This is a genomic window from Microbacterium sp. NPDC078814 (assembly GCF_040702645.1).
GTDB lineage: Bacteria > Actinomycetota > Actinomycetes > Actinomycetales > Microbacteriaceae > Microbacterium.
Genome location: NZ_JBFBLT010000009.1, coordinates 13,488 through 38,429, shown reverse-complemented (window position 1 = coordinate 38,429; position 24,942 = coordinate 13,488). Strand labels below are relative to the sequence as shown.

The following is a 24,942-nucleotide window of genomic DNA, read 5'->3' as shown; positions in this document are numbered from 1 at the left end:
GCGCGTGACCACCGCCCCTGCACCTTCCCCCCAGCACGTCCCCGACTCCGTCGAGAACGCGATCGCGACGCCCGAGAAGGAGCAGCCGTACGGCGCCCTCGGGCTCAAGGACGACGAGTACGCGCGCATCAAGGAGATCCTCGGCCGCCGCCCCACCTCGGGCGAGCTGGCGATGTACTCGGTGATGTGGTCGGAGCACTGCTCCTACAAGTCGAGCAAGAACTACCTGCGCCGCTTCGGCCAGAAGGTCTCCGACGAGATGAAGGAACGCCTCATGGTGGGCATGGGCCAGAACGCGGGCGTCGTCGACGTCGGCGAGGGCTGGGCCGTCACCTTCAAGGCCGAGTCGCACAACCACCCGTCGTTCATCGAACCCTTCCAGGGCGCGGCGACCGGTGTCGGCGGCATCGTCCGCGACATCATCTCGATGGGCGCCCGCCCCGTCGCCGTCATGGACGCGCTGCGCTTCGGTGCGATCGACCACCCGGACACCGCCCGCGTCGTGCACGGCGTGACCAGCGGCATCAGCTTCTACGGCAACTGCCTCGGCCTGCCGAACATCGGCGGCGAGACGGTCTTCGACAGCGTCTATCAGGCGAACCCGCTCGTGAACGCGCTCGCGGTGGGCGTGCTGCGGCACGAAGACCTCAAGCTCGCCAACGCCACCGGCGTCGGCAACAAGGTCGTCCTGTTCGGTGCCCGCACGGGTGGCGACGGCATCGGCGGTGCGAGCATCCTGGCCTCCGACACGTTCGCCGACGGCGGCCCGACCAAGCGCCCGGCCGTGCAGGTGGGCGACCCGTTCGCCGAGAAGGTGCTCATCGAGTGCTGCCTCGAGCTGTACCGCGGCGAGCTCGTCGAGGCGATCCAGGATCTCGGTGCGGCCGGCATCTCCTGCGCGACCAGCGAGCTCGCGGCCAACGGCAACAGCGGCATGCACGTCTCGCTCGACAACGTGCTGCTGCGCGACCCCACGCTCACGGCCGAGGAGATCCTCATGTCGGAGTCGCAGGAGCGCATGATGGCCATCGTCGCCCCCGAGAAGCTCGACGCCTTCCTGGCCGTCGTGAACAAGTGGGAGGTCGAGACCTCCGTGCTCGGCGAGGTCACCGGCGACGGACGCCTCATCATCGACTGGCAGGGCGAGCGCATCGTCGACGTCGACCCCTCGACCGTCGCGGTCGACGGCCCCGTCTACGACCGCCCCGTCGCCTACCCGACGTGGATCGATGCCCTGCAGGCCGATGCCGCCGAGAACCTGCCGCGCGCGAACGACGCGGAGACGCTGCGCGAGCAGTTCCTCGCCCTCGTCGCCTCCCCGAACCTCGCGGACACGAGCTGGATCACGAACCAGTACGACTACTACGTCCTCGGCAACACGGCTCTGAGCTTCCCCGACGATGCCGGCATGATCCGCGTGGACGAGGAGTCCGGCCTGGGCTTCTCCGTCGCCACCGACGCCAACGGCCGCTACTGCCAGCTCGACCCGTACGCCGGCGCGCAGCTCGCGCTCGCCGAGGCCTACCGCAACGTCGCCGTGACCGGTGCCGTGCCGACCGCCATCACCGACTGCCTCAACTTCGGCTCTCCCGAGAACCCCGAGGTCATGTGGCAGTTCGGGCAGACCGTCGACGGCCTCGCGGACGGCTGCTACGAGCTGGGCACCCCGGTCACCGGCGGCAACGTCTCGTTCTACAACCAGACCGGTGACGTGCCGATCCACCCGACCCCGCTCGTCGGCGTGCTCGGCATCATCGACGACGTCTCCCGCCGCATCCCGTCCGGCTGGCAGGACGAGGGGCAGAACATCTACCTGCTCGGCACCACGTCGACCGAACTCTCCGGCTCCGCATGGGCCGAGGTCGTGCACCAGCACCTCGGCGGCCGCCCGCCGAAGGTCGACCTCGCGGGCGAGAAGCGCCTCGCCGGACTGCTCGCCGCGGCCCGGGACGAGTGGCTCATCTCCTCGGCGCACGACCTCTCCGAGGGTGGTCTCGCGCAGGCCCTGGCCGAGGGCGTCATGCGCTTCGGCGTCGGCGCCCGGGTGTGGCTCAACGAGATCATCGAGCGCGATGGCGTGGACGCCGCGACCGCCCTGTTCTCCGAGTCGACCGGCCGCGTGATCGTGACCGTTCCCCGCGAGGACGACGTGAAGTTCCGCGGGCTCTGCGAGGGCCGCGGCTACCCGGTCGCCCGCATCGGCGTCACGGACAGCGAGCCGCAGCTCGAGGTGCAGGACGTCTTCACCGTCTCGGCCGCCGAGCTCCGCGAGCGCTCGCAGGCCACGCTGCCGTCGTACTTCGGTCCGACCGTCACGGAGCCGGTGGCCTGATGAGCGGCGACGGCCTCAGCGAGGACTACGGCGACCTCGGCGAGAAGCGCAACCGGCGCATCCGCATCATCGCGTGGACCGTCATCGTGGCGCTGATCCTCGGTGGCGGCGGCGCGACCGTGCTCACCCTGCTCCTCGGCTGATCCGGGCCCGCGTCGCAGATTCGCACCCGGGTCGCGGGGACTCCATGAATCCGTGCGACCTCGTGCGGATCCGCGGCCTCAGCGAGCGAAGAGGTAGCGGGTCAGGGCGACGACGGAACCCGGGTCGTGGGCCTCGCGGCCGAGGGACTCCACGATGATGGCCCCGAGGATGGCGCGACCGAGCTGCTCGACCGGGGCGTCCTCCGGCAGCTGACCGTCGCGGATGCCGCCGCGGAGACGCTCCGACAGGTACTTCTCCACCCCCAGGCTCTCGCCGAGGTGCGCGCCGACCGAGGCATCCTCCGTGGCCGCGGCCACGAGAGACCGCAGCAGCACACCGCCCTGAGGCTTCTCGAGGATCGACAGGACGCTCCGCAGCCAGGTCTCCACGTCGGCGGAGAGGTCTCCGGTGTCCGGCACGACGAAGTCCACGGGGATGAGGCGCCCCTCGGCCAGGCATTCCCCGATGAGCGCGCCGCGCGACGGCCACCAGCGGTAGATGGTCTGCTTGCCGACCTTGGCCTCCTTGGCGATGCCCTCGATCGTCAGTCGGTCGTACCCCTGATTGTGGAAGAGCCGGGCCGTCGCATCGAGGATCGCCTCGCGGGCCGCAGTGCTGCGCACAGGGCCACTGCGATGCTCGTTCACCATGCGTTCAGGATAGCCACAGATCCCTAGACGAGACGTGCCGTATGCTCTTTTCGTCTGAAGGAGATCACGTGGCTTCACTGCTGTTCCGTCTGGGTTCTTTCGCTGCGCGCAGGGCGTGGACGGTGATCGTCTCCTGGGTGCTGATCCTCGGGCTCGGCGTCGGCGCCTTCCTCACCTTCGGCGGCACGCTGAGCAACAGCTTCGACATCCCCGGCACCGCCTCCGGCGAGGTCACCGATCAGCTCGCCGATAAGCTGCCCGACACCGCCGGCGGCACCGGGACCGTGGTCTATCGGACGGACGACGGCGAGCCCTTCACCGACGAGCAGAAGCAGGCGATCTCCGACCTCGCCGCGAGCGCGGAGGACCTCGACGGCGTCGCCTCCGTCGTCGACCCGTTCGACGCCCAGCGGCAGCAGGACGAGCAGACGAAGGAGCTGACGGACGGCCAGGCCCAGCTCGACGACGGCCGCGCCCAGCTCGACGCCGGCCAGGCCCAGCTCGACGACGGCCGGGCACAGCTCGAGGCCGGGATCACCCAGCTCGAAGGGGCGCGCGCGCAGGCCGAGGCCGCCGGTGCGCCAGCCCAGCAGACGGCCGCGCTCGACGCACAGCTCGCGCAGCTGAACGCCCAGCTCGCGCAGCTCGACGCGCAGCAGGACACCATCGACGAGAACCGCGCGGAGCTCGCCGACAGCGCGGAGCAGCTGGAACTCGGCACGACCCTGCTGAACCTCGCGGACGGCATCGGCGTCGTCTCGGAGGACGGCTCCACGGCCATCGTCAACGTCTCCTTCGTCGACCCGCGCCTGGAGCTCGCCGAAGAGACCAAGCAGAGCACCATCGCCCACTTCCAGGACGAGGAGATCGACGGCGTCACGGTCGACTTCGGCACCGACATCGCTCAGGGCGTGCCCGAGATCTTCGGCGTCGGCGAGGCCATCGGTCTCGCGTTCGCCGCGGTCGTGCTCATCGTGATGCTCGGTTCGCTGATCGGTGCGGCCCTGCCCATCGTCACGGCCGTGGTCGGCGTCGGCGTGGGCGTCACGGCGTCGCTCGCGTTCTCCGGCGTCGTCGACATGGCCTCGGTGACTCCCGTCCTCGGCGTGATGCTGGGGCTCGCGGTCGGCATCGACTACTCCCTCTTCATCGTGAACCGGCACCGCAAGCAGCTGCTGGCCGGGTCGCCCGTGCGCGAGTCCATCGGTCTGGCCACCGGCACCTCCGGGACCGCGGTGGTGTTCGCGGGGACCACGGTCATCGTCGCACTCCTCGCCCTCAACGTGACGGGCGTGCCGTTCCTCGGCCTCATGGGCACGGTGGGAGCGGTGTGCGTCGCCGTCGCCGTGCTCGTGGCCGTGACCCTCGCCCCGGCGATCCTCGGTCTCGTCGGCACCCGCCTGCTCGGTCGCAAGGCGCGGGCGACCATCGGCCAGGAGCACGCGGCCGGGAAGCCCGTGCGCCGGATGTCGACGCTGCGCGCCGTCGTCACCGCGCTCGTCAGCGTCGTCGCGCTGCTCGTGATCGCGATCCCCGCGATGTCGATGCGCCTCGGCCTCCCCGACGGGTCGAGCGAACCGGCCGACTCCACCAGCTACCGCGCGTTCTCGACCGTCGACGAGCAGTTCGGCGAGGGCGCGAACGGGCCGCTCCTGGTGACCGCGACCCTCGACGACGCCGTGAGCGACGACGACCTGCTGGCCACGCAGGTGACCGTGGCGGAGAAGATCGCCGAGCAGGACGACGTGGTCGCGGTGGCCCCCGTCGCGACGTCGGACGACAACACGCTCCTCGCCTTCCAGGTGCTGCCCGCCGAAGGCCCGAACAGCGCCTCCACCGAGAAGCTGGTGCAGGATCTGCGGGGTCTCCCCGAGATCGACGGCGGCATCACCCTCGGCGTCGCCGGTCAGGCCGCCACCAACATCGACATCTCCGAGGCTCTGGCGAGCGTGCTCCCGCTGTACCTCGTGGTCGTCGTGGGCCTGTCGCTGCTCATCATGATCGTCGTGTTCCGCTCGCTGCTCGTGCCGCTCATCGCCACAGGAGGGTTCGTGCTGTCGCTGTTCGCGACGTACGGGCTCATCGTCGCGGTGTTCCAGTGGGGGTGGGGCGCCGACCTCATCGGGTTGCACAGCACCGGTCCGATCCTGAGCTTCCTACCGGTGATCCTCGTCGGCATCCTGTTCGGACTCGCGATGGACTACCAGCTCTTCCTCGCGTCGGGGATGCGGGAGGCCTATGTGCACGGCGCCTCCGCGCGCGATGCCGTGGCGCAGGGCTTCCGAGCCGGGCGCTCGGTCGTCATCGCGGCCGCGCTCATCATGGTGTCGGTGTTCGGCGGGTTCGTGTTCTCGGAGTCGACCATCATCCGGTCCATCGGGTTCGGTCTCGCGTTCGGCGTGCTGCTCGATGCGTTCGTGGTGCGGATGCTGCTGATGCCCGCACTCATGCACCTGCTCGGACGCTCGGCCTGGTGGCTGCCGAAGTGGCTCGACCGCATCATCCCGAACGTCGACATGGAGGGCGCGGCGCTGGAGCGGGACCACCCGAGCGTGCACACCGACTCCGTCCCCACCGTGGAGCCCCCGCGCACCCGTCGCCACTGAGTCTGGTTCGCGCGGGACAGGCATTCGCGCGGGTTCAGGCACCTGACACCAGGGTCGTCTGATCCCGCGCGAGCGCCTGAACCTGCGCGAGCGGTCGCGGGGGCGGGCTGTCCGGAGAGGACAGGCAGGCGCGGGAGTTCAGGCACCTGCAGCCGGTGTCGCCTGATCTCGCGCGGATGCCTGGTCCGGCGACGGCGCGGGAGTCGCAGGGCGGGCCTAGAGTGGGCGGATGGATCTGCGAGCGCTGTTGCAAGAGCGCCGCGCCGAGGCCGAAGCCCGCGTGCGGGCCACCTCGGCCACGCTCGCTGAGCTCATGCACGACCGCGAGGGCTCGAACGACGACGACGAGCACGACCCGGAGGGGGTGACGCTCTCGTCGGAGTGGTCGCGGCTCGCGGGCCTCGCCGAGGCGGCGCAGGCCGAGCTCCGCCAAGTCGACGAGGCCCTGATGCGGATGGACGCCGGGACCTACGGCATCTGCGCGCACTGCGGGCGGCCCATCCCGCCGGAGCGCCTGGAGGTGCGACCGTTCGCGGAGTACTGCGTCGCCTGCGCCGAGAAGCTCGGTCGCTGACGCCGGGCACGACTTCGGAGATCGCAGGCGACACGCCCCCGCACGGGACCTGTCGACGGCGTGTCGGCCCGGATCTCCGAAGGTGTGACCACGGGTCAGGGGAGGGCGGGGCCTCCCGGGCCGGCGCCGGGCACCGGGTAGTAGACCGGCGGGGTGTCGTCCCAGGCCGATGGCAGCATCAGCAGATCGTCGTAGTGGTGCATGGCGATGCCGCCGAAGGAGGCGTCATCCTGGAACGCGGCGTAGGTCTTGTCGAGCTCGCCCTCGAGGTAGGTGCGCCCCTCCTCCCAGAACGTCACCGTCTCCGGGTCACCGGTGCCCGAGAGGTCCTTCGTCTCGATGCCGACGACGACCGAGTTCGGCTTGCCGATCTGGTTCGCGTAGTCGATCTCGTGCTGCGCCTGCGCGATGATCCCGGCACTGCCGTCCGCGGTGTCCCGATAGTCCATGATCGCGATGTAGTCGGTCATGTCCTGGATGTGGTCGCTCAGGGCCTTCGTCTGCCCGTTCCAGGTGATGGACGTGCAGCAGGCCGACGAGTCGAGCCACCGCGGGATGGCCGGCCCCACGAGCACCGGGAGCCCCGAGGCGTCCCGACGTTCGATGAGCGTGTCGAGCACCTCGAGCCAGCGGACGGGCAGGCCGCCGTTGCCGGGCTCCTTCCACGCGGACAGGATGTACGGCTCGATATCGACGTTGATGCCGTCGAAGCGGGCTGACTCCGGCACGGCGAGGTTGTAGTCGAGGACCTTCTCGAACTCGTCGACGGCGAAGTGCTCGAACTGCTCCAGCGCGCCGAGATAGGGCGGACGCGTGCCACCGGCGACGGTGGCCTGCACGTGGTAGCCGCGGCCGCGCGCCCACTGGACGAACGCCGCCACCTCGGACCGCGACTCCCGCAGCATGTCGGTGCTGCCGTACTTGTCGACGCCGAGGTAGATCGTGCGGATGGGGTCGGAGCCGAAGGTCGTCGTGTCGTCCATGACGGCGCCGAGACGGTCCCGGGCGTCGGTGTCGAAGACGGCTTCGTACGAGGCGCGCTCCCAGATCCACATCGCGCGGTCCTGGTCGTAGACGACCGGGGCCTCCGGGGTCGCCCCGCCGAGGGCCACGTAGGTGGTCGTCGACTCCCCCGTGTGCCCGGACACGTCGACGGCCCGCGCCTCGATGCTCGCGAACCGCGCGGGCCCGACGGGGAATGACGTCGCGTACAGCCCGCCGGACTGCGCGGTGGCGGCCTGCCAGGCACCGCCGTCGACCCGCACCTCGACCGTCGTCAGTGCACGATCCGACTGCACCGCGACCTCGACGTCCAGGCTCGAGCCCGCGTACGCCCCTTCGGCAGGAGAGGCGATGGTGACGACGGGACGCGAGGCGGCGGGGTTGTCGACCTCCACGGCGAGGAAGTCCGACCACGTCGTGTACAGCGTCGTGAGGTCGCGGCCGCGGACGGCGAGATCGAGCCGTCCGTCGACGTCCGCGATGTCGAGGTCGACGCTCCAGGTGCCGGAGGTGCCGCTGGTCGGGATGGGCACCAGTTCCTGCGCCCCGACGACGAGCACGAGCTCCGCGGCATTGGCGAAGCTACCCTCGACGGTGAGGGTCGAGCCGCTGACGACGGCACCGTCGGTCGGCGAGGTGATGGCGAGGGCGGTCGTGACCGTCTGGGCGGAGGCGGCGCCGCTCGAGGCGACCGCCCCGCCGGCGAGAAGGGTGGCGGCGACCAGCGCCGACAGCCAGCGTGTGCGTCTCATCGTGTCTCCTTCCGCTCCGCGCGGCGCGGAGTCGTCGTGACTGCCACCGTGACGCCGCGCGGGAGACGGGTCAACGCGGGACACGCGGGAGGGAAGGAATAGGGGAAGGACTGCGCACTCCTGCCGGCCCGTCGGAGATCCGCAGCGGCTGGGGGACCCTTGTCCCGCACCCTTGGAATGAATACGGTTGCACAAAGCAGACACCCACGGACGGGAGGGTCGTGTGAGCGCTTTTCCGAACACCCAGCCGCTGTTCCGGAGTCTCGCCGCACAGCTTCGCGCGCGCATCACGGCAGGCGAGTGGACGCCCGGCGACCGCCTGCCCCCGGAGACCGCGCTGGCCGGCGCGCACGCGGTCGGCGTCAACACCGTGCGCCGTGCGCTGGCCCTGCTCGCCGCCGAGGGACTGGTCGTGCGACGCCAGGGCGCGGGCACCTACGTGGCCGCGCGGGCGCGACGGCGGATCGGAGTGATCGTGCCGTCGCTCGACTACTACTTCCCCGCCGTGGTGGCGGGCGTCGCCGAGGTGGCGGCGGCTGCCGGGGCCACCCTGCGCGTCACCTCCAGCGCGTACGACGACGCGGTCGAGATCCGCCGCATCCGAGAGGCCATCGCCGACGGCTGCGACGGCCTTCTCCTCACCCCCACCCTGCATCGAGCCGACCCGTCCGCCCGCCTCGACCTGCTGCGCGCCCTCCCCGTGCCCGTCGTGCTGATGGAGCGACTGCCGACCGGCGCTCCGCCGGACGACACCCTCTCGGCCGTCTGCACCGACGTCGTGGCCGGCGGCTATGCGGCAGTCCGACACCTCGCGGCCGCGGGACGGCGGCGGATCGGGTTCCTCGGCCGACGCGACACCGCCACGTCGGCGGCCGCCTGGCGCGGCTTCCAGCGCGGGATAGACGACCTCGGCCTCACCGACGTCGCCGACGGGACGGAGCGGCGCTCGTCGTGGGACACCCCGGCCCTCGCGGCTTACGCACGGCGCGTGCGGGAGCTCGCCCTGGACGCCGTCGTGTGCCTGGGCGACCGGGAGGCGATCGCGCTGCTCCCGCATCTCCACGGTGTCGGGCTGTCGGTGCCCGAGGACGTCGCGCTCGTCTCCCACGACGACGAAGAGGCCGCGCACGCGCCGGTGCCCCTGACCGCGGTCTCCCCGCCGAAGCGGGAGATCGGTCGCCTCGCTGCCTCGACCCTGCTGGCGAGACTGGACGGCGGCGGCCGCCCGGCACCGGTGCGGATGCTGCTGCAGCCGGAGGTGCGCCGGCGTTCGTCAAGTCGGGCCCGATCCACCCTCTCCGCCCGTTCCATGCAACCGCTTGCATCCCTGCCGACCCCATCCTAGGGTGGAGTCGACGAGGGCCGCTCCCTCGAGAAGAGGTGACCCGTGCCCCGCCCGACCCGTCGTGCGCCCCGCGCCCCCGTCCGCATCGTCCACCTCGGCCTCGGGGCCTTCCATCGGGCGCACCAGGCCTGGTTCACCGCGCACGCCGACCCCGGGAGGGAGTGGGGCATCGCCGCCTTCACCGGCCGCTCCCCGGACCAGGCGGCCCTGCTCGCCCGGCAGGACGACGTCTACACGCTCCTCACCCGCGGCGCCGACGGCGACGGGATCGAGACCGTCGAGAGCATCGTCGCGGCGTACGAAGGTGCCGACACCGATGCGCTGCGCGACCTCCTGCGTCGCCCCGAGGTGTCGATCGTCACGCTCACGGTGACAGAGAAGGGCTATCGGCTCGCCGCCGACGGCCGCCTCGACCGTGACGACCCCGATGTCCGGGCCGACCTCGCTCTGCTGGCGGCGGCGCTCGGACCGGACGCCGCGCCTGTGACCCCCGGTGCGCTGAAGACGATGCCCGGACGGCTGCTCTGGGGACTGGACGCCCGCCGTGGTGCGGTGCCCGACGCCCCGCTCGCCCTCGTCCCCTGCGACAACCTCGACGCGAACGGCGCGGCGCTGGAGCGGGCGCTCATCGACGCCGCGACCGCTGTCTCCCCTCAGCTCGCCGCGTGGATCGGGCAGCGGATGGACATCGTGAGCACCGCGGTGGACCGCATCACGCCCCGTGTGACCCCCGCCGACGTCGCGGCGTTCCAGGCGCGGACCGGGGTCGACGACGACGCCCTGGTGATCACCGAGCCGTTCCACAGCTGGATCCTCACCGACACCTTCCGCGGCGCGCGTCCGCGCTGGGAGGACGCGGGAGCCCTGTTCGTCGCGGACATCGCGCCGTTCGAGAGACGCAAGCTGTGGATGCTGAACGGCGCCCACTCCCTGCTCGCATACGACGGGCTGATCGGCGGCCGGGAGACGGTGGCGGAGGCGATCGCCGATCCCTCCGGCGCGGCCGGGGTGCGGGCGCTGTGGGACCTCGCCGAGGCCCTCCTCCCCGACGCCGATCTCGACCTCCCCGGTTACCGTGCCGCGCTGACCGCCCGCTTCGCCAACCCGGCGATCGCGCACCGGCTCCGCCAGATCGCCGCCGACGGCAGCGTTAAGCTGCGCGCCCGCGCGGTGGACCCCCTCCGGCTGGCCCTGGCGCGGGGCGTCTCCGGCGCGGCCGCCATCCGGCTCATCGATGCGTGGATCCGCTTCGTCGTCGCGGAGGTCCGCGCGGGCCGTCCGCTCGACGACGTCGCCGCGGACGAGCTGGCCCGCCGGGCCGCGGCCGCCGACCCGCCGCACGCCCTCCTCGAGCTGCTCGCACCAGACCTCGCAGCCGCGGACGTCCGGCTCTCGCCCGTCCGCCCGTAGCGTTCCGGCCCCGGACACGCCGGAGCCGCCGACCCCGCGAGGCCGGCGGCTCTCCCGCGGATCAGCCCTTCACTGCTCCGGCCATCATGCCGGCGCCGAGCCGGCCCTGAACGAAGAGGAACAGGATCACGACGGGGATCGAGATGAGCGTGGCGCCCGCCATGATCCCCGCCCAGTCGGTGGCCGACAACTCGCTGCTGAAAGTCTGCAGCCAGAGGGGCAGCGTGGCGTTGCCGGGCTTGGTCATGACCACGAGGGCGAGCGTGTACTCATTCCACGCCTGGAGGAACGAGAACACCGAGGCCGTCACGATACCCGGGCCGAGCAGAGGGAGGGTGACGCGCACGAACGCCCCGAACCGGCTGCAGCCGTCGACCATCGCGGCCTCCTCGAGCTCCGCGGGGATGCCGTGGATGAAGCCGCGCAGCAGCCACACCGTGAACGGCACGACCGTGCCGATGTAGAGCAGCGAGAGTCCGCCGACGGTGTTCAGCAGGTTCCAGCCGTCCAGCATGCGGAACTGGGAGATGAACAGGGCCTCGGTCGGGATCATCTGCACGATGAGGACCAGAAGGATGATGAGGCCGCCGCCCTTGAACCGGAACCGGCTGACGGCGACGGCCGCGAAGAACCCGAAGAGCACCGCGACGACCACGACGACCACGGTCACGCCCGCGCTCATGCCGAGCGCCGACCAGAAGCCGCTGTCGGCGAGGATGCCGGCGAAGCTGTCGAAGGTCAGCGGGAACGGGAAGAACCGCGGCGTGCGCGAGAAGAGGTCGTCGTTGTCGGAGAGCGCCGTGTTCACCATCCAGTAGATCGGGAACACGAGGAGGAACGCGGCCGCGATGGCCACCCCGTTCCAGCCGCGACGCCGGGCGTCGTTGCGGGTGCCGAGGCTGCGCCGGGAGCGCGGGGGCACGACGGCCGGGAGGTCGGTCGTGCGGGGCATGGTGTCGGCGCTCATTCCGCGGCCTCCTTCTGCTGGGCGAACATCTTGGCGATGTACTTCCAGGTGAGCAGCAGGGTGAGGATCAGCACGATGGTGGCGAGCGCGGACGCATCGCCGTACTCGCCCTGCCCGATGCCGATCCGATAGATGTAGGTGCCGAGGAGGTTGGTCTCCTCGATCGAGACGCCGGCCTGCTGCAGCACGTAGATCTGCGTGAACACGCGCAGGTCCCACACGATCTGGAGGAGGCCGACGATCATGACCGCGGGGGTGATGAGCGGCAGGGTCACATGACGGAACCGCGTCCACGGACCGGCGCCGTCGAGCTGAGCCGCCTCGAGCACCTCGTTCGGCACCTGCGTGAGCGCCGAGTGGATCATGAACACGATCAGCGGCAGGCTGCCCCAGATGACGGTGATCGCGGCGATCGTGAACACGCCCATCGGCGTGGAGGTCCACGGGAAGCCGGCCATGTCGGGGAAGCCGATGCGGGCGAGGATCCAGTTCACGAGACCGTAGCGGGCGTCGAACAGCCACTGCCAGATCACCATCGTCACGAGCGCCGGGGTGGCCCACACGAGCAGCAGGGTGACCTGGAGTGAGATGCGGGCCCAGCTGCTCACCTTCGTCAGCAGCAGCGCGAGAAGCATGCCGACGACCATCGACAAGGACGCGCACACCGCGCAGAACAGCACGGAGCGGAAGAACACGACCCACATGGCGGGATCGGTGAGGATCCGGCCGTAGTTGGCCAGTCCGACCCACTCCGGCTCCGCGCCGAACTGCTGGGCAAGACCGAACTTCTGCAGCGACATGAGGAACTGCTGCAGCAGCGGCCAGCCGAGGGCGATCACCACCGCGGTCAGCAGCGGCGCGATCAGGAGGTACGGCAGCAGCGCTCCCCGCCCGCGGCGCGAGCGCGTGCGAGGAGCGGCCGCCGACGGAGGCGCCGCGGGGGCGGCCTCGACGTCGATCACGGGAGTGGCCATCATCAGTCGGCGTTGAGGGTGTCTTCGATCTTCGCGCCGATGCGCGCGACCACCTCGTCGATGTCCTCGCCCTTGGCGATCGCGGAGTAGAGGTCGACCGGGATGTTGTTGCCCTCGACGATCGCCCAGTTCGGCGCGGCGGGGGTGAGGCGGCTGGTGTCGGCGATCTGCTGCTGCAGCTCGGCGGGCACGATCCCGTCGGGGATGGCCGACGCGAATGTCGTGTTCCCCGGCACCCAGCCGGAGTCCTCGGCGAGCTGGGTCATGAAGTCCTCGCTGAGGATGAGCTTCATGGCCTTCTTCGCGAGCTCCTGCTGCGACGACTTCGCGGCGATGCCGACGTTCGAGCCGCCGAGGAACTGGTGGCTCTCCCCTCCTGCCTCCGCCGGCGGCAGGGCCATGACGCCTGAGACGTCGGCGAGCTCGGGGGCGATGCTGTCCTGCGCGAAGACCCGGTAGGAGAACATGGCGACCTCGCCGTTGTTGTACGGCACCCAGGGGTTGCCGGCGGTCTCCTTGGCGTCGAGCGCGCCGAGGGACGAGTCCTGCCAGAGGGTCTGCATCTGCGTCAGCGCGGCCTTGGCCTCCGGGGTGTCGAGTCCGCTCACCCACGCGCCGTCCTTCTCCTCGGCGTAGTTCGCGTCATGCGAGAACAACCAGCCTTCGAGGCCGTGCACGTCGACGACGGGGAAGTACATGCCCTTGAAGCCGTCGACGCCGTCGGGGTTGGCCTTCTGCACGGCCGCGGCGGCCGCCACGAGGTCATCGAGCGTCTCCGGTGCCTCGACGCCCGCCTTCTCCAGCAGGTCCGTGCGGTAGAACACCACGCTCGTTCCGGCGTAGAGGGGGTAGGCGTAGGTCTTGCCGTCGAGAGTCGCCTGGTCGACGAAACTCGGGATGAGGTCGTCGCCGCCGACCTCGTCGTACAGGTCGGAGATGTCGGCGAGCGCGCCCACATTGGCGAACGTCGCGGTCTTGGTGTTGCCGATCTCGACGATGTCCGGGGTCTCGGAGGCGCTGGCCAACGAGGTCTGCAGCCGCGAGACGATGTCGTCCCAGGGCTGCATCTCGACGGTGAGAGTGGACCCGGGGTTCTGCGCCGCGAACTCCTCTTCGAGCCACGCGACGGCGTCGTCGGACACCGAGTCCTGCATGAGCCAGACGCGGAGGTCTCCGCTCTCGGCGTCGCCGTCTCCGGCGTTGCCGCTGCCGGAGCTGCAGCCGGTGACGGCCAGCACCGCGGCCAGTGAAGCGGTTGCCGCGATCAGGGTGCGTCGTGCCATTCTCGTTCCTCCATGGTCTTCTTCGACGGTCACCGACAGGTGTCCGATGAACGGGTGGATCAACCGGATCTCACGCTAACGTGCAATCGGTTGCATTACAAGGGCTTCTTCGGGGAAGAGGGTGTAACAGTTGTGTTTCTCTTGTGTTTCCGGGTGTCCGGCGGGCCGCTGACGCGCATCCTGCCCCGAGAACAGCACCCGACCGTGCGGCGCACTGCACCGCGTTGCAGGCTCAGGCGACGGGGGCCGTCACCGCGGTCGCGACCTGCGCGAGCACCTGGACGGGTGCCAGCAGCTGCGCATCCGGGATCGGCCTCTCCCCGGTCTCCAGCATCCGGGCGAACGCGTCGACCCCCGGCTGCACGTAGTCCGCGCCCAGCACGATGTCGCGGCTGAGGACCCCGTGTCCCCCGACCGCGGTCGCCCGGAACGGCACCTGGCCGTCCCCGTCGGGGCGGATGAACTCCAGCGTCACCAGCACCCCGTCCACGCGGTACCGGGCGACCACTCCCCCGGGGAGCAGCCGGACGTCCACGTCCTCCGGCTCACCGGGCACCAGTCGCTGTGCGACGTCGGCGATGTGGATGCCGTAGAAGAAGATGCCGCTGTACGGGCTCGCGGCATCCGCCGGTCCTGTGACGGTGAGCGTCTGGAGCTCGCCGATCCCGTCGAGGCCGTCGGCGAGCGCGTCCGTGTCCGCCACCCAGCGCAGCGCCGAGGACGACGTGAGCGGGGTGCGCCCGCGGGCGGCCGCGGCGATGATCTCCTCCGCGTCCGCGACGCTCGCCGCGAGCGGCTTGTCGACCCACACCGGGGTACCCGCCTCCAGGAACGGCACGGCGAGCGCACGGTGCCGCGCGCCGTCCCGGGAGGTGACGATGAGGGCGTCGATCGCGCCGTGCAGTTCGGCCGGGTCCGCGACGATGCGGGTGATCCCGCCGAGCGCCGCGAGCTCCCTGGTGCGCTCCTCCTCGCCGGCGACGAGCGCGACCACCCGCACCGGCACGGCGGCCGGCTGCTCGACGTTGAGGTAGCGGATGATCTCCTCGGCGTGGCTGTTCTCGATGCCGACGATGGCGACGTCTCTCGTTCTCATGTGTCTCATCCTCTTTCACTCGGCGAGGTCGACGGGACGACCGGTGCGGGCGGACTCGTAGACCGCGAGCACGACCTGCAGTGCACGGCGGCCGTCGTCGGTGGTGATGGCCGGTCGTCGCCCGGTCCGGATCGCATCGATCACGTCGAGGTACTGCCGGCGGTGTGCCATGTCGACGTCGCTCCACCCCTCGGGGACGTCATGCTCGACGAGGGTGTCCGCGGCCGGCGCAGGCGCGGTGGCGGAGGCGAAGAACGACAGCCCGTCGTTCTCCATCACGGCGGTGCCGGTTGATCCGTGCACCGCGAGGCGGACCAGGAGTCCGGGGAACGCGGCGGTGCTCGCGAGCAGCAGCCCGATCGCGCCGCTCTCGAACGCGATCACCGCGCCGGCGACGTCCTCCACCTCGATGCCGTCGTGCGCGAGCCGTCCCGTCCTGGCGCTCACCGAGACAGGCGTGCCGAGCATCCACAGCAGCAGATCGAGCGCGTGGATGCCCTGGTTCATCAGCGCCCCGCCGCCGTCGATGGCCGCGGTTCCGCGCCAGTCGCCCGACTCGTAGTACTCCTGGGGGCGGAAGAACGCCGACTCCACGACCCCGGAGGTCACGCGGCCCAGCGCGCCCTCGTCGATCGATCGACGCAGGAACGAGGCGACCGGCTGGAAGCGGCGCTGGCTGATGACCGAGACCGTGCGGCCCGAGGCGCGCTCGGCCGCCTGAACCCGATCGGCGGCCGCGAGGGTAACGTCGATCGGCTTCTCGACGATCACGTCGACGCCCGCGTCGAGGGCCTCGACGACCGCGTCCGCGTGGAACGCACTGGGCAGGCAGACGGCCGCCACGTCGATCCGCTCGGTCGCGTACGCCGCGGCGGCGGAGGCGTGGAAGGGCACCCCGTACTGCGCGGCGAGCGCACGCCCTCTGCTCTCGTTCACGTCGACGACGGCGGCGAGCTCTCCGGCGCCGTCGAGCGCGGCGACGAGGCGGGCATGGACCGCGCCGATCACCCCCGCGCCGACGATGGCGATGCGCAGCGGTTCGGTCATGAGGACTCCTGTCGTCGGGACGCGACGTCGGAAACGACGCCGTCGGCGGTGCGCGACCAGGGGAGCGCGACGCCGCCCTGGTCGGCGGACTTCTGGGCGAGGAGGGCGAGGCGGGTCGCCGCGAGCGAGTCGCGCGTGCCCACCTCGGGGGTGCGGCCGGCGGCGAACGCGTCCAGCGCCTCCTGGGCGGGGCGGAGACCGGCCGGCAGCTCCAGCTCGCGCGTCGGGCGATCGTCGGTCGTGACCTCCACACGGCCGCGGGCCCAGAAGATCTCGGCCGTGCCGCGGGTGCCGACCAGCCGCAGACGGTAGTCGCCGTGCACGTCGGAGGCCCGCGGCGTCAGCCAGCTCACCTCCGCCGCGACCACCGTCCCCGGGGTCGTGAGGGTCGCCGCGCCATACCGGGGGAAGAGGTCTTCTCCGTCGAGCGGGGCGGACACGACCCCGCGGACGACGCCCTCGTCGGCGGGCGCGAACAGCAGGGCCGCGTCGAGGTCGTGGACGGACAGATCGCCGAGGATGCCGCCGTACGCCGCGGGATCGAAGAACCAGGCCGGGCGCTGGTCGCGGTTGAGCTTGTGCGGACCGGAGGAGGTGATGCCCACGATGTCGCCGAGCTCGCCGGAGCGGACGACCGCGAGCGCGGCCCGCGTCTCGGGGTACCCCCGCTTCTCCAGCATGAGGTTCACCGTGCGGCCGGTCTGGGCGGCCGCCGCCGCGATCGCGTCGAGCTCGGCGACGGACGTGCACAGCGGCTTGTCGGCCAGCACGTGAGCGCCCGCGCGGAGCGCGGCGACGACCTCCGCGCCGCGGCCGCCGTAGATACCGGCGATCACCGCGACGTCGACGCCGCGGGCGAGGAGGTCGTCCGCGTGGTCGACGGCGGGGACGCCGAACCGGGCGGCGTGCCGCTCGGCGATCTCCCGATCCGCGTCCTGCACGCCGACGAGCTCGAATCCGGCGCGGTCGGTGCGGGCCAGCTCGTCGAGCACGTAGTCGACGTGCGGATGGGCGGCACCGATGATCGCGATCCGAGGCATGGGCGACAGTGAATCATGCGACCGGTTGCACTGTCAACCGCCGCTCAGCCCTGCGGCGGGTGCGCGGCCTCCGTCGTCGCGCGCACCACGAGGTGGGTGGCGATGGTCACGCGCGCATCGGATCGCTGGCCGCTCGCGAGCACCCCGAGCAGCAGCTCCGCCGCCGCCTCCCCGGCCGCGGCGGACGCGGCGGAGATGGTGGTGAGGGCCGGATGCGTCCCCGAGGCCAGCGTGTCGTCACAGCCGATCACGCTGATGTCTCGCGGCACGTCGACTCCCCGCAGGGCCAGCCCCGCCATGACCCCCTGCGCGACCACGTCGTCGAAGGCGATAACGGCCGTGGCACCGGAGGCGAGGATGCCGCCGACCGCGTCGCGCCCGCCGGCCGAGCTGGGGCGACCCAGCTCCTGCACGATCACCTCGAGCCCGACCCGCGTGGCCGCGCGATCGAGGGCCGCGCGGCGCTGCTGATCCGACCACGACTCCCGCGGCCCCGACAGGTACACCACGCGCGCATGACCCAGTCGGTGCAGGTGCGCCACCGCCTCGTCGAGCCCGCCGCTCGGGTCGATGAGCACCCGGGCCAGGCCCTCGATGTCACGATTGACCAGCACGACGGGGCGCGCGGCGTCGAGCTCCCGGATGCGCTCCTCGTCCAGGCGGGGTGCGGCGAGCACGAAGCCCTCGACCTGCGCGCTGAGGCGGGAAGTCAGGTTCGCCTCGCGGTCGGCGATCTCGTCGGAGTCGCCGAGGAAGACCGCGTACCCCTCGGCGTCGGCGAGCGTCTGCACGCGGCGCACGAGCGGAGGGAAGAACGGGTTGGCGATGTCGGGAACGACGACGGCCACGTTGCCGAAGCGACCGGTCGACAGCGCGCGCGCCGCATGGTTGACGACGTAACCCAGCTCGTCCGCCGCGGCCTTGACCCGGCGGACCGTCTCGGGGTTGAGCAGTTCGGGGCGACTGAACGCACGCGACACCGTCGACCGGGAGACCCCGGCGACCCGCGCGATGTCGCCGATCGTCACGGAACCCGACGGCGTCTTCCTGTTGGCTGTCACGTCACACACACTAAGCCCGCCTGCGGTTGCGGCGCGCGTGTCGGCGTCCGCGTCCGCCCGGCGCCCAGGGGTAGGTGCCGTCTCGCCGGTCCGCGTCGAGGGCTTGACTTTGCAAGCGGTTGCATTACGCTGGCGGATCATGAGCACGACGACGTTCGCCCTGCACGCCCATCCCGACCGCATCGCGATGGGCGCTGCCGCCGCCCGATCCGCGGCGCAGACCCTGCGCGAGGCCGTCGCCGCCCGCGGCTCGGCGCGAATGATCGCCGCCGCGGCCCCCAGCCAGCTCGACGTGTACCGCGCGCTCGCCACCGAGCCCGAGGTGCCGTGGGACCGCATCACGATCCTGCACATGGACGAGTACCTGGGGCTCGACGCCGCCGCACCGCAGCGATTCGGCACCTGGCTGCGCACCCACCTCGTCGACGTCGTGCACCCCGCCGCGTTCCACCCGATGCACACCGAACGCGGCGCCGCGGCGGCCGCGGCCGAGTACGCCGAGCTGCTCGCGGAAGCACCGATCGACCTGGTCTGCCTGGGCATCGGCGTGAACGGCCACATCGCCTTCAACGACCCGCCCGACGCCGACCTCGGCGACCCGTGCCCCGTGCGCACCGTGCAGCTCGACCTCGCCAGCCGCGTGCAGCAGGTCGACGACGAGTGCTTCGACACTCTCGACGCCGTGCCCACGCACGCGCTCACCCTCACCATCCCCGCCCTGCTCGCCGGCGCGCACCTCGTGTGCGCCGTCCCCGACGCGCGCAAGGCCGAAGCCGTGCGCGCCCTCGTCGAGGAGCCGATCAGCGCCCGCTGGCCGTGCACCGTGCTGCGCCGCCACTCCTGCTGCGAGGTGCACGTCGACCGCGACGCCGCCTCCCTGCTGCACCCCGCCCGGGTCGAGACCGCGCAGGCGGCGCGATGACCGCGCTCACCCTCCACGGACGGAACGCCCTCGGCACCGGCGGACTCGACGTCGTCGTGGAGCACGGCCGCATCGGCGCCCTCACCCCCGTCGCCGACCCGGGCGACGGGGCCCCGTGGATCGGTCCCGGGCTCATCGACCTGCAGGTCAACGGGCACCGCGACGGCGACGCGAACGCGATCGTCCCGGACCCGGCGCACATCGTCGCGATGGCCGCGTCGCTCGCGGAGCACGGGGTGACCCGCTTCCTCCCCACCGTCATCACAGCCTCCGCCGACGACATGGTCGCCCGCATCGGCGCCGTCGCCGCGGCCGTGCGCACCTCCGCCGCCACCTCCCGCGCGGTCGCGGGCATCCACGTCGAGGGCCCCAGCCTCTCCGAGCAGGACGGACCCCGCGGCGTGCACCCGCTCGCACACATCCGCCCTCCGTCCCTCGCCGAGCTGCAGTCCTGGCTCGACGCGGCCCCCGGACTCCTGCGCGTCGTGACGCTCTCCCCGCACCACCCCGGCTCCGTCGAGGCGACCCGCTTCCTCGTCGCCCACGGGGTGCGGGTCGCCGTCGGACACACGCACGCCTCCGACGCCGAGATCGCCGCGGTCGTCGATGCGGGCGCCACCCTCTCCACGCACCTCGGCAACGGCGCGCACGCCGTGCTCCCCCGTCATCCGAACTACCTGTGGACCCAGCTCGCCGAGCCCCGCCTCGCCGCGGGGGTGATCGCCGACGGCCACCATCTGCCGGACGCGACCCTCGCGACCATGATCGCCGCCAAGCGCGACCACGGCCTCTTCCTCGTCAGCGACGCCGTCGCCACCCCGGCGGCCCTCCGCGACGGTGGCGTCTCCACAGTCGGCGGCGGCGTGCACCTCGCCGACGACGGCGCCCTGCGCCACCTCTCCACCGGATTCCTCGCCGGCTCCGTGCAGACGCTCGACGTCGGCGTGGCCACCGTCGCCCGGCTCACCGGCTCACTCGCCACCGCGATGCGCCTCGCCACCGCGGCCCCCGCCGCCGTGCTCGACGACGGGCCGCACTGGCGACCGGGCGCCCGGGCCGACGTGCTGCTCTTCGACTGGCGGCCCGGCGACACCCGCATCACCCCGCTCGAGGTGCACATCGCCGGCGAGCTGATCCAGACCACGACCGGCGCACCGGCCTCGGGAGGCATCGCATGACCATCGACAAGGCCGAGGTGATCGTCACCAGCCCGGACCGCAACTTCGTCACGCTGAAGATCACGACCGCGGACGGCGTCACCGGACTCGGCGACGCGACGCTGAACGGCCGGGAGCTCGCCGTCGTCGCCTACCTCCGCGAGCACGTCGTCCCCCTGCTGCTCGGCGCCGACGAATCCCGCATCGAGGACACCTGGCAGTTCCTCTACCGCGGCGCGTACTGGCGCCGCGGCCCGGTGACCATGGCCGCCATCGCCGCCGTCGACATGGCCCTGTGGGACATCAAGGGCAAGGTCGCCGGACTCCCCGTGTACCAGCTGCTCGGAGGCGCCTCCCGGGGCGGCCTCCTCGCCTACGGACACGCCTCCGGCAAGGAGCTCCCGGAGCTGTTCGACTCGATCAGGGCGCATCAGGAGCAGGGGTACCGGGCCATCCGCGTGCAGACCGGGGTGCCGACCCTCCGCGCCATCTACGGGATCGCCGCCCAAGGGGCCGACGTCGGCGACGCGACCGTGCGGTACGACCACGAGCCGGCCCGCCGCGGCGCGCGCCCGGTGGAGGAGGACTGGGACACCGGTGCCTACCTGCGGCACCTCCCCGGAGTGTTCGACGCGGTGCGCCAAGAGTTCGGACCGGACCTGCCGCTCCTGCACGACGGCCACCACCGGATGACCCCTATCCAGGCCGCCCGCCTCGGGAAGGACCTCGAGCCGTACGACCTCTTCTGGCTGGAGGACTGCACGCCGGCCGAGAACCAGGAGGCCCTGCGGCTCGTCCGCCAGCACACCACCACGCCCCTCGCGATCGGCGAGATCTTCAACACCGTCTGGGATTTCAAGGACGTCATCCGCGACCAGCTCATCGACTACGTGCGCGGAGCGGTCACCCACATGGGCGGCATCACCGCCCTGAAGAAGACCCTCGACTACGCCGCGATGTACCAGATCAAGTCCGGCATGCACGGGCCGACCGACATCTCGCCGGTCGGCATGGCGGCCGCCATGCACCTCGGACTCGCCATCCACAACTTCGGCATCCAGGAGTACATGCGGCACGGGACGCGCACCGACCAGGTCTTCCAGCAGTCGTTCACCTGGACGGACGGCTACCTGCACCCCGGTGACGCCCCCGGTCTCGGCGTCGCGCTCGACGTCGATGAAGCGGGGAAGTACCCGTACGCCCAGGCCTACCTGCCGTACAACCGTCTGCTCGACGGGACGGTCCACGACTGGTGACATCTCCGCGGCCGATCGTCGTGATGGGGGTGTCCGGCGTGGGTAAGACCACGGTCGGGCGCGAGCTCGCCCAGCGGCGTGCCGTCCCGTTCATCGACGCCGACGACCTGCATGGGCCGGCCAACGTCGCCAAGATGCGCTCGGGCACCCCGCTGGACGACGCCGACCGCTGGCCGTGGCTCGACCGGGTGGGCGACCACCTCGCGGCCGCGGGCGAGGTGGTCGTCGCGTGCTCCGCCCTGCGGCGGGCCTACCGCGACCGCCTCCGCGCCCGTGCACCCGGGACGTGGTTCGTCAGCCTCGTCGGGAGCCCCGCGCGCATCGCCGCGCAGATCGACGGCCGGACCGGGCACTATATGCCGCCCGATCTCCTGCGCTCGCAGCTCGACACCCTCGAACCGCTGGGCGCCGACGAGGCGGGAGTCGTCATCGTCGTGGACGACGCATCCGCCGTCCTCTGCGACCGGATCGTGCGCGCCCTCCCGTGACCGCGCGGGCCCCCGGCGACCCGCCGTCGCGCAGTAGGCTGAACCCATCATGGACGAGTTCATCCGGGGCTTCTGGAACTTCGCGGGTGACTACTGGTGGCTCGTCTTCCCGATCATGGGCATGGCCGGCGGGGTCGCCAAGGCCTGGGAGCGCGGCTCCAAGCGTCGACACGAGCGCCGGCTGGAGGCCCTGCGCATGAAGGCGCAGGTCAAGACCGCCGAGATCGAGGCGCGCGCGGCCGCCCGGCAGGCGAAGCACGGGGGTCCCACCGTCGTCGACACCACGGCCTCCGTGGCGCCCGACGACCTGCTCGCCCGCCTCTTCGCCGAGCACGATGAGATCACCGCGCGGTGGCTGGACTACGAGCTCGACGTCGCCAAGCTCATCGCCTTCCCCGCGATGAGCGACGGCCGCCAGCCGCTGACGGCCGCCTTCCTGCGCGCGAAGAAGACCGCGGACGCGGTGCGTCCGGCCGCCGCCGACGCGAAGCTCACGGAGCAGCAGATGGCGGAGTACCTGCAGGCCGTGGGCGACTATGCGGTCGCGTTCGAGATCGCGGAGAAGGACGCCCGGCGGCTGCGCGACTCGACGTTCACCGAGGCCGAGCGCAAGCGCCTCGACCGCGCGCAGCAGCTCCTCAAGGTCGCCGTGGACGAGTCGGCGACGCAGTCGGAGCGGAACATCGCCTACAAGCGGGTGCGCGAGGAGCTCGACGGCCTCATCCTGCTCTCTGACGAGGCCGTGACCGTGCTCGAGAAGCAGGTCGCGAAAGAGCTCCCGGCCGCCCCTGCCGCCTCGGCGGATCATGCCGACCCCGTCCCGGAGCCGCTGCCCGTGACCGACCCTCGACGGACGGCGGAGGGCGCATGACTCCCGAGAACGTGACCGGCCCGGTCGCCGTCCACGCCGAGGCCCCGGTCTGGTGGCCCGGGTGGGGCGGCCTGCGCTGGGTCGACGGCGACGCGGGCGACCTGCTCACCCTCCGCGGCGACGAGATCGTCCGCCAGCACATCGACGACGAGTACCTCGCGTTCTTCCGCCCGCGGACGTCCGGGGGCTTCGTGGCGGTGGGCGCGCGCACCCTGTACCTCGCCGACGGCCCCGACGCGGAGGCCCGTCCCGTCGCGACCCTGCTCGACGACGGCCCGGTGCGCATGAACGACGGCTGCTGCGACCCGCGAGGACGACTCCTGGCCGGATCGATGTCCACGGACTCCACCGCGGGTGCCGGGACCGTGCTGCGCATCGACGCCGCCCTCGACGTGACCACGGTGCTCCCCCGCGTGACCTCGTCCAACGGTGTCAGCTACTCCCCGGACGGCCGCCGCGTCTACTACGTGGACACCGACACCGGCCGGATCGACGTGTTCGACGTGAGCGAGGGCGAGCTCCGCGGACGCCGGGTGTTCGCGCACATCCCCGAAGACGACGGCGTGCCCGACGGCCTCACGGTCGCCGCGGACGGCAGCGTCTGGGTCGCGCTGTGGGGCGGGAGCCGCGTGCGGGGGTTCGAGCCGTCCGGGGCCGTGCGCGAGGACATCGTGCTGCCGGTGCCCCAGGTCAGTGCCTGCACCTTCGGCGGCGACGACCTCGGCACGCTCTTCATCACGACCTCCGCGCAGGGCCTGCGGTCCGATCACGGCACCGCCGCGGGGTCGGTGTTCGCGGTGCGCCCTGGGGTGCACGGCCTCCCGGTCCTCCCCTTCGCCGGCTGACCCCCGCGCGGGGTCAGGCGCTCGCGCGGCATCAGGCACTTTTCGCCTCCAGCCGCCTGAGCCCGCGCGGATGCCTGTGTACCCGTGGATGCCTGAGCCGCCGGGCGCTCGCGGCACCAGGCTGTCGCGCGAAAGCAGGCCCCTTTCCCCTCAGCCGCCTGAGCCTGCGCGCATGCCTGAGCCCGCGCGGGCATCCGGGAGAGACCTCTACCCGGGACACGGTTGCACTCAGCGAAAGGAACCGTGCCCCGGGCACAGGCCTCACCCGAGACGGACCCGCTCCGTGCGCTGGTGCTGGCGGCCGAGTCGCTCGATCTCGATGGTCATCTCGTCGCCGTCCTGCAGGTAGGGGAAGCGTCCGGACAGCGCGACGCCCTGCGGGGTGCCGGTGTTGATGACGTCGCCGGGTTCGAGCACGAGGTAGTGACTGAGCTCGTGCACCAGCTGCAGCACCGGGAAGATCATGTCGGCGGTGGAGGAGTCCTGCCGCGGCTCGCCGTTCACGAAGGACCGCAGGCGCAGCGCCTGGGGGTCGACCTCGTCCGCGGGGACCAGTGCCGGGCCGAGGGGGTTGAACGTCTCGGAGCACTTCCCCTTCGACCACTGTCCGCCGGAGACCTCGAGCTGATACGCCCGCTCGGACACATCGTTCGAGATGGTGTAGCCGGCGATCACGTCGCGCGCGGCCTCGGCGGAGGGCAGGTACCGCGCCGTGCGGCCGATGACGACCGCGAGCTCGACCTCCCAGTCGACCTTCTCGGCGCCTGGCGGCAGCAGCACGACGTCGTCCGGCCCCACGATCGTGTTCGGGTGCTTGAAGAACACCACCGGGTGTGCGGGCGGCTCGGAGCCCGACTCCGCCGCGTGCGCCGCGTAGTTCTGGCCGATGCAGATCACCGCGGTCGGCCGCGCCACAGGGGCACCGACGCGCAGTCCCGCGGTCTCCGCCTCCGGAAGCGAGCCGTCGGCGAGTGCCGCCCGCACGCGGGCGATGCCGTCCGCGGCGAGGAAGGCGCCGTCGATGTCTCGGGTCAGGGAGCCGAGATCGCGCACCGCGCCCTGGTCATCGCGGACGTAGGGGCGCTCGTGGCCGATCGCGCCGAGTCGCAGCAGTTCCATG

At 71.8% G+C, this 24,942-nt stretch carries 22 protein-coding genes; 12 read left to right on the top strand and 10 right to left on the bottom strand.

What is annotated here, in order from left to right; genetic code table 11:
- Positions 1–4: 4 nt before the first annotated feature.
- Together purL and AB0300_RS15755 are read left to right on the top strand one after the other, a co-directional pair.
- Positions 5–2,332 (top strand): phosphoribosylformylglycinamidine synthase subunit PurL, encoded by a 2,328-nt coding sequence (gene purL / locus AB0300_RS15760; RefSeq protein ID WP_025104105.1) that lies wholly within the window; start codon positions 5–7, stop codon positions 2,330–2,332.
- Complete coding sequence (locus AB0300_RS15755; RefSeq protein ID WP_017202962.1) at positions 2,332–2,475, top strand: hypothetical protein; 144 nt, start codon at positions 2,332–2,334, stop codon at positions 2,473–2,475. Before purL ends, AB0300_RS15755 begins: the two co-directional genes overlap by 1 nt.
- A gap of 78 nt (positions 2,476–2,553) precedes the next feature.
- Here the strand turns inward: AB0300_RS15755 and AB0300_RS15750 are convergent, their stop codons facing one another.
- The gene (locus AB0300_RS15750; RefSeq protein ID WP_025104106.1) at positions 2,554–3,126 is read right to left on the bottom strand and encodes a TetR/AcrR family transcriptional regulator; all 573 of its coding nucleotides are present in this window, start codon (positions 3,124–3,126) and stop codon (positions 2,554–2,556) included.
- A 68-nt stretch (positions 3,127–3,194) separates the two neighbouring features.
- Here AB0300_RS15750 and AB0300_RS15745 point away from each other — a divergent pair, with 68 nt between their 5' ends.
- Positions 3,195–5,732, top strand: a complete 2,538-nt coding sequence (locus AB0300_RS15745; protein WP_366216380.1) for an MMPL family transporter — start codon at positions 3,195–3,197, stop codon at positions 5,730–5,732.
- Between the two features lie 229 nt (positions 5,733–5,961).
- On the top strand, positions 5,962–6,306 hold the full coding sequence (locus tag AB0300_RS15740) for a TraR/DksA C4-type zinc finger protein (protein ID WP_366216379.1): 345 nt from the start codon (positions 5,962–5,964) through the stop codon (positions 6,304–6,306).
- A gap of 95 nt (positions 6,307–6,401) precedes the next feature.
- Here the strand turns inward: AB0300_RS15740 and AB0300_RS15735 are convergent, their stop codons facing one another.
- The gene (locus tag AB0300_RS15735; protein WP_366216378.1) at positions 6,402–8,060 is read right to left on the bottom strand and encodes an Ig-like domain-containing protein; all 1,659 of its coding nucleotides are present in this window, start codon (positions 8,058–8,060) and stop codon (positions 6,402–6,404) included.
- 223 nt (positions 8,061–8,283) lie between these two features.
- Between AB0300_RS15735 and AB0300_RS15730 the strand changes: the two genes are divergently transcribed.
- Both AB0300_RS15730 and AB0300_RS15725 read left to right on the top strand, forming a co-directional pair.
- Positions 8,284–9,405, top strand: a complete 1,122-nt coding sequence (locus AB0300_RS15730; protein ID WP_366216377.1) for a GntR family transcriptional regulator — start codon at positions 8,284–8,286, stop codon at positions 9,403–9,405.
- Between the two features lie 42 nt (positions 9,406–9,447).
- On the top strand, positions 9,448–10,815 hold the full coding sequence (locus AB0300_RS15725; RefSeq protein WP_366216376.1) for a mannitol dehydrogenase family protein: 1,368 nt from the start codon (positions 9,448–9,450) through the stop codon (positions 10,813–10,815).
- Between the two features lie 61 nt (positions 10,816–10,876).
- Here the strand turns inward: AB0300_RS15725 and AB0300_RS15720 are convergent, their stop codons facing one another.
- From AB0300_RS15720 to AB0300_RS15690, 7 genes are all read right to left on the bottom strand, one after another.
- Complete coding sequence (locus AB0300_RS15720) at positions 10,877–11,782, bottom strand: carbohydrate ABC transporter permease (RefSeq protein ID WP_025104112.1); 906 nt, start codon at positions 11,780–11,782, stop codon at positions 10,877–10,879.
- A complete protein-coding gene (locus AB0300_RS15715; RefSeq protein WP_025104113.1) occupies positions 11,779–12,759 on the bottom strand; it encodes a sugar ABC transporter permease in 981 nt (326 codons plus the stop codon). Before AB0300_RS15715 ends, AB0300_RS15720 begins: the two co-directional genes overlap by 4 nt.
- Positions 12,759–14,039, bottom strand: coding sequence for an extracellular solute-binding protein (locus AB0300_RS15710; RefSeq protein WP_366216375.1), 1,281 nt, complete (start codon positions 14,037–14,039; stop codon positions 12,759–12,761). The genes AB0300_RS15715 and AB0300_RS15710 overlap by 1 nt, the downstream gene beginning before the upstream one ends.
- A gap of 232 nt (positions 14,040–14,271) precedes the next feature.
- The gene (locus AB0300_RS15705; RefSeq protein ID WP_025104115.1) at positions 14,272–15,135 is read right to left on the bottom strand and encodes a Gfo/Idh/MocA family oxidoreductase; all 864 of its coding nucleotides are present in this window, start codon (positions 15,133–15,135) and stop codon (positions 14,272–14,274) included.
- Between the two features lie 15 nt (positions 15,136–15,150).
- The gene (locus AB0300_RS15700) at positions 15,151–16,182 is read right to left on the bottom strand and encodes a Gfo/Idh/MocA family oxidoreductase (protein ID WP_366216374.1); all 1,032 of its coding nucleotides are present in this window, start codon (positions 16,180–16,182) and stop codon (positions 15,151–15,153) included.
- Positions 16,179–17,222 (bottom strand): Gfo/Idh/MocA family oxidoreductase, encoded by a 1,044-nt coding sequence (locus AB0300_RS15695; protein WP_366216373.1) that lies wholly within the window; start codon positions 17,220–17,222, stop codon positions 16,179–16,181. Before AB0300_RS15695 ends, AB0300_RS15700 begins: the two co-directional genes overlap by 4 nt.
- 44 nt (positions 17,223–17,266) lie before the next feature.
- Entirely contained in the window at positions 17,267–18,283 is a 1,017-nt protein-coding gene (locus AB0300_RS15690) for a LacI family DNA-binding transcriptional regulator (protein ID WP_025104118.1), read from the bottom strand.
- A 139-nt stretch (positions 18,284–18,422) separates the two neighbouring features.
- Here AB0300_RS15690 and AB0300_RS15685 point away from each other — a divergent pair, with 139 nt between their 5' ends.
- From AB0300_RS15685 to AB0300_RS15660, 6 genes are read left to right on the top strand one after another with little or no spacing between them, the layout of a single operon-like run.
- Positions 18,423–19,205, top strand: coding sequence for a 6-phosphogluconolactonase (locus tag AB0300_RS15685; RefSeq protein WP_025104119.1), 783 nt, complete (start codon positions 18,423–18,425; stop codon positions 19,203–19,205).
- Entirely contained in the window at positions 19,202–20,383 is a 1,182-nt protein-coding gene (locus AB0300_RS15680) for an N-acetylglucosamine-6-phosphate deacetylase (RefSeq protein ID WP_366216372.1), read from the top strand. Before AB0300_RS15685 ends, AB0300_RS15680 begins: the two co-directional genes overlap by 4 nt.
- Positions 20,380–21,618 carry a D-mannonate dehydratase ManD gene (gene manD, locus AB0300_RS15675; RefSeq protein WP_136051158.1) on the top strand — a complete coding sequence of 413 codons (1,239 nt, stop codon included), beginning with the start codon at positions 20,380–20,382 and terminating at the stop codon, positions 21,616–21,618. The genes AB0300_RS15680 and manD overlap by 4 nt, the downstream gene beginning before the upstream one ends.
- Positions 21,615–22,106: a gluconokinase gene (locus AB0300_RS15670; protein WP_025104122.1), complete on the top strand. Its 492-nt coding sequence runs from the start codon at positions 21,615–21,617 to the stop codon at positions 22,104–22,106. The genes manD and AB0300_RS15670 overlap by 4 nt, the downstream gene beginning before the upstream one ends.
- Positions 22,107–22,155: 49 nt before the next feature.
- The gene (locus AB0300_RS15665) at positions 22,156–22,977 is read left to right on the top strand and encodes a hypothetical protein (protein WP_366216371.1); all 822 of its coding nucleotides are present in this window, start codon (positions 22,156–22,158) and stop codon (positions 22,975–22,977) included.
- Entirely contained in the window at positions 22,974–23,822 is an 849-nt protein-coding gene (locus AB0300_RS15660; protein WP_315107863.1) for an SMP-30/gluconolactonase/LRE family protein, read from the top strand. Before AB0300_RS15665 ends, AB0300_RS15660 begins: the two co-directional genes overlap by 4 nt.
- Before the next feature lie 261 nt (positions 23,823–24,083).
- Here the strand turns inward: AB0300_RS15660 and AB0300_RS15655 are convergent, their stop codons facing one another.
- Complete coding sequence (locus AB0300_RS15655; RefSeq protein WP_366216370.1) at positions 24,084–24,941, bottom strand: fumarylacetoacetate hydrolase family protein; 858 nt, start codon at positions 24,939–24,941, stop codon at positions 24,084–24,086.
- Between the last annotated feature and the right edge of the window lies 1 nt (position 24,942).

What these genes read in the sequence shown, in the direction of transcription:
- AB0300_RS15755 (WP_017202962.1), top strand. Translation starts at nt 2,332, where the DNA reads ATGAGCGGCGACGGCCTCAGCGAGGACTACGGCGACCTCGGCGAGAAG.
- AB0300_RS15750 (WP_025104106.1), bottom strand. Translation starts at nt 3,126, where the DNA reads ATGGTGAACGAGCATCGCAGTGGCCCTGTGCGCAGCACTGCGGCCCGC.
- AB0300_RS15740 (WP_366216379.1), top strand. Translation starts at nt 5,962, where the DNA reads ATGGATCTGCGAGCGCTGTTGCAAGAGCGCCGCGCCGAGGCCGAAGCC.
- AB0300_RS15735 (WP_366216378.1), bottom strand. Translation starts at nt 8,060, where the DNA reads ATGAGACGCACACGCTGGCTGTCGGCGCTGGTCGCCGCCACCCTTCTC.
- AB0300_RS15720 (WP_025104112.1), bottom strand. Translation starts at nt 11,782, where the DNA reads ATGAGCGCCGACACCATGCCCCGCACGACCGACCTCCCGGCCGTCGTG.
- AB0300_RS15715 (WP_025104113.1), bottom strand. Translation starts at nt 12,759, where the DNA reads ATGATGGCCACTCCCGTGATCGACGTCGAGGCCGCCCCCGCGGCGCCT.
- AB0300_RS15710 (WP_366216375.1), bottom strand. Translation starts at nt 14,039, where the DNA reads ATGGCACGACGCACCCTGATCGCGGCAACCGCTTCACTGGCCGCGGTG.
- AB0300_RS15705 (WP_025104115.1), bottom strand. Translation starts at nt 15,135, where the DNA reads ATGAGAACGAGAGACGTCGCCATCGTCGGCATCGAGAACAGCCACGCC.
- AB0300_RS15700 (WP_366216374.1), bottom strand. Translation starts at nt 16,182, where the DNA reads ATGACCGAACCGCTGCGCATCGCCATCGTCGGCGCGGGGGTGATCGGC.
- AB0300_RS15695 (WP_366216373.1), bottom strand. Translation starts at nt 17,222, where the DNA reads ATGCCTCGGATCGCGATCATCGGTGCCGCCCATCCGCACGTCGACTAC.
- AB0300_RS15685 (WP_025104119.1), top strand. Translation starts at nt 18,423, where the DNA reads ATGAGCACGACGACGTTCGCCCTGCACGCCCATCCCGACCGCATCGCG.
- AB0300_RS15680 (WP_366216372.1), top strand. Translation starts at nt 19,202, where the DNA reads ATGACCGCGCTCACCCTCCACGGACGGAACGCCCTCGGCACCGGCGGA.
- manD (WP_136051158.1), top strand. Translation starts at nt 20,380, where the DNA reads ATGACCATCGACAAGGCCGAGGTGATCGTCACCAGCCCGGACCGCAAC.
- AB0300_RS15665 (WP_366216371.1), top strand. Translation starts at nt 22,156, where the DNA reads ATGGACGAGTTCATCCGGGGCTTCTGGAACTTCGCGGGTGACTACTGG.
- AB0300_RS15660 (WP_315107863.1), top strand. Translation starts at nt 22,974, where the DNA reads ATGACTCCCGAGAACGTGACCGGCCCGGTCGCCGTCCACGCCGAGGCC.
- AB0300_RS15655 (WP_366216370.1), bottom strand. Translation starts at nt 24,941, where the DNA reads ATGGAACTGCTGCGACTCGGCGCGATCGGCCACGAGCGCCCCTACGTC.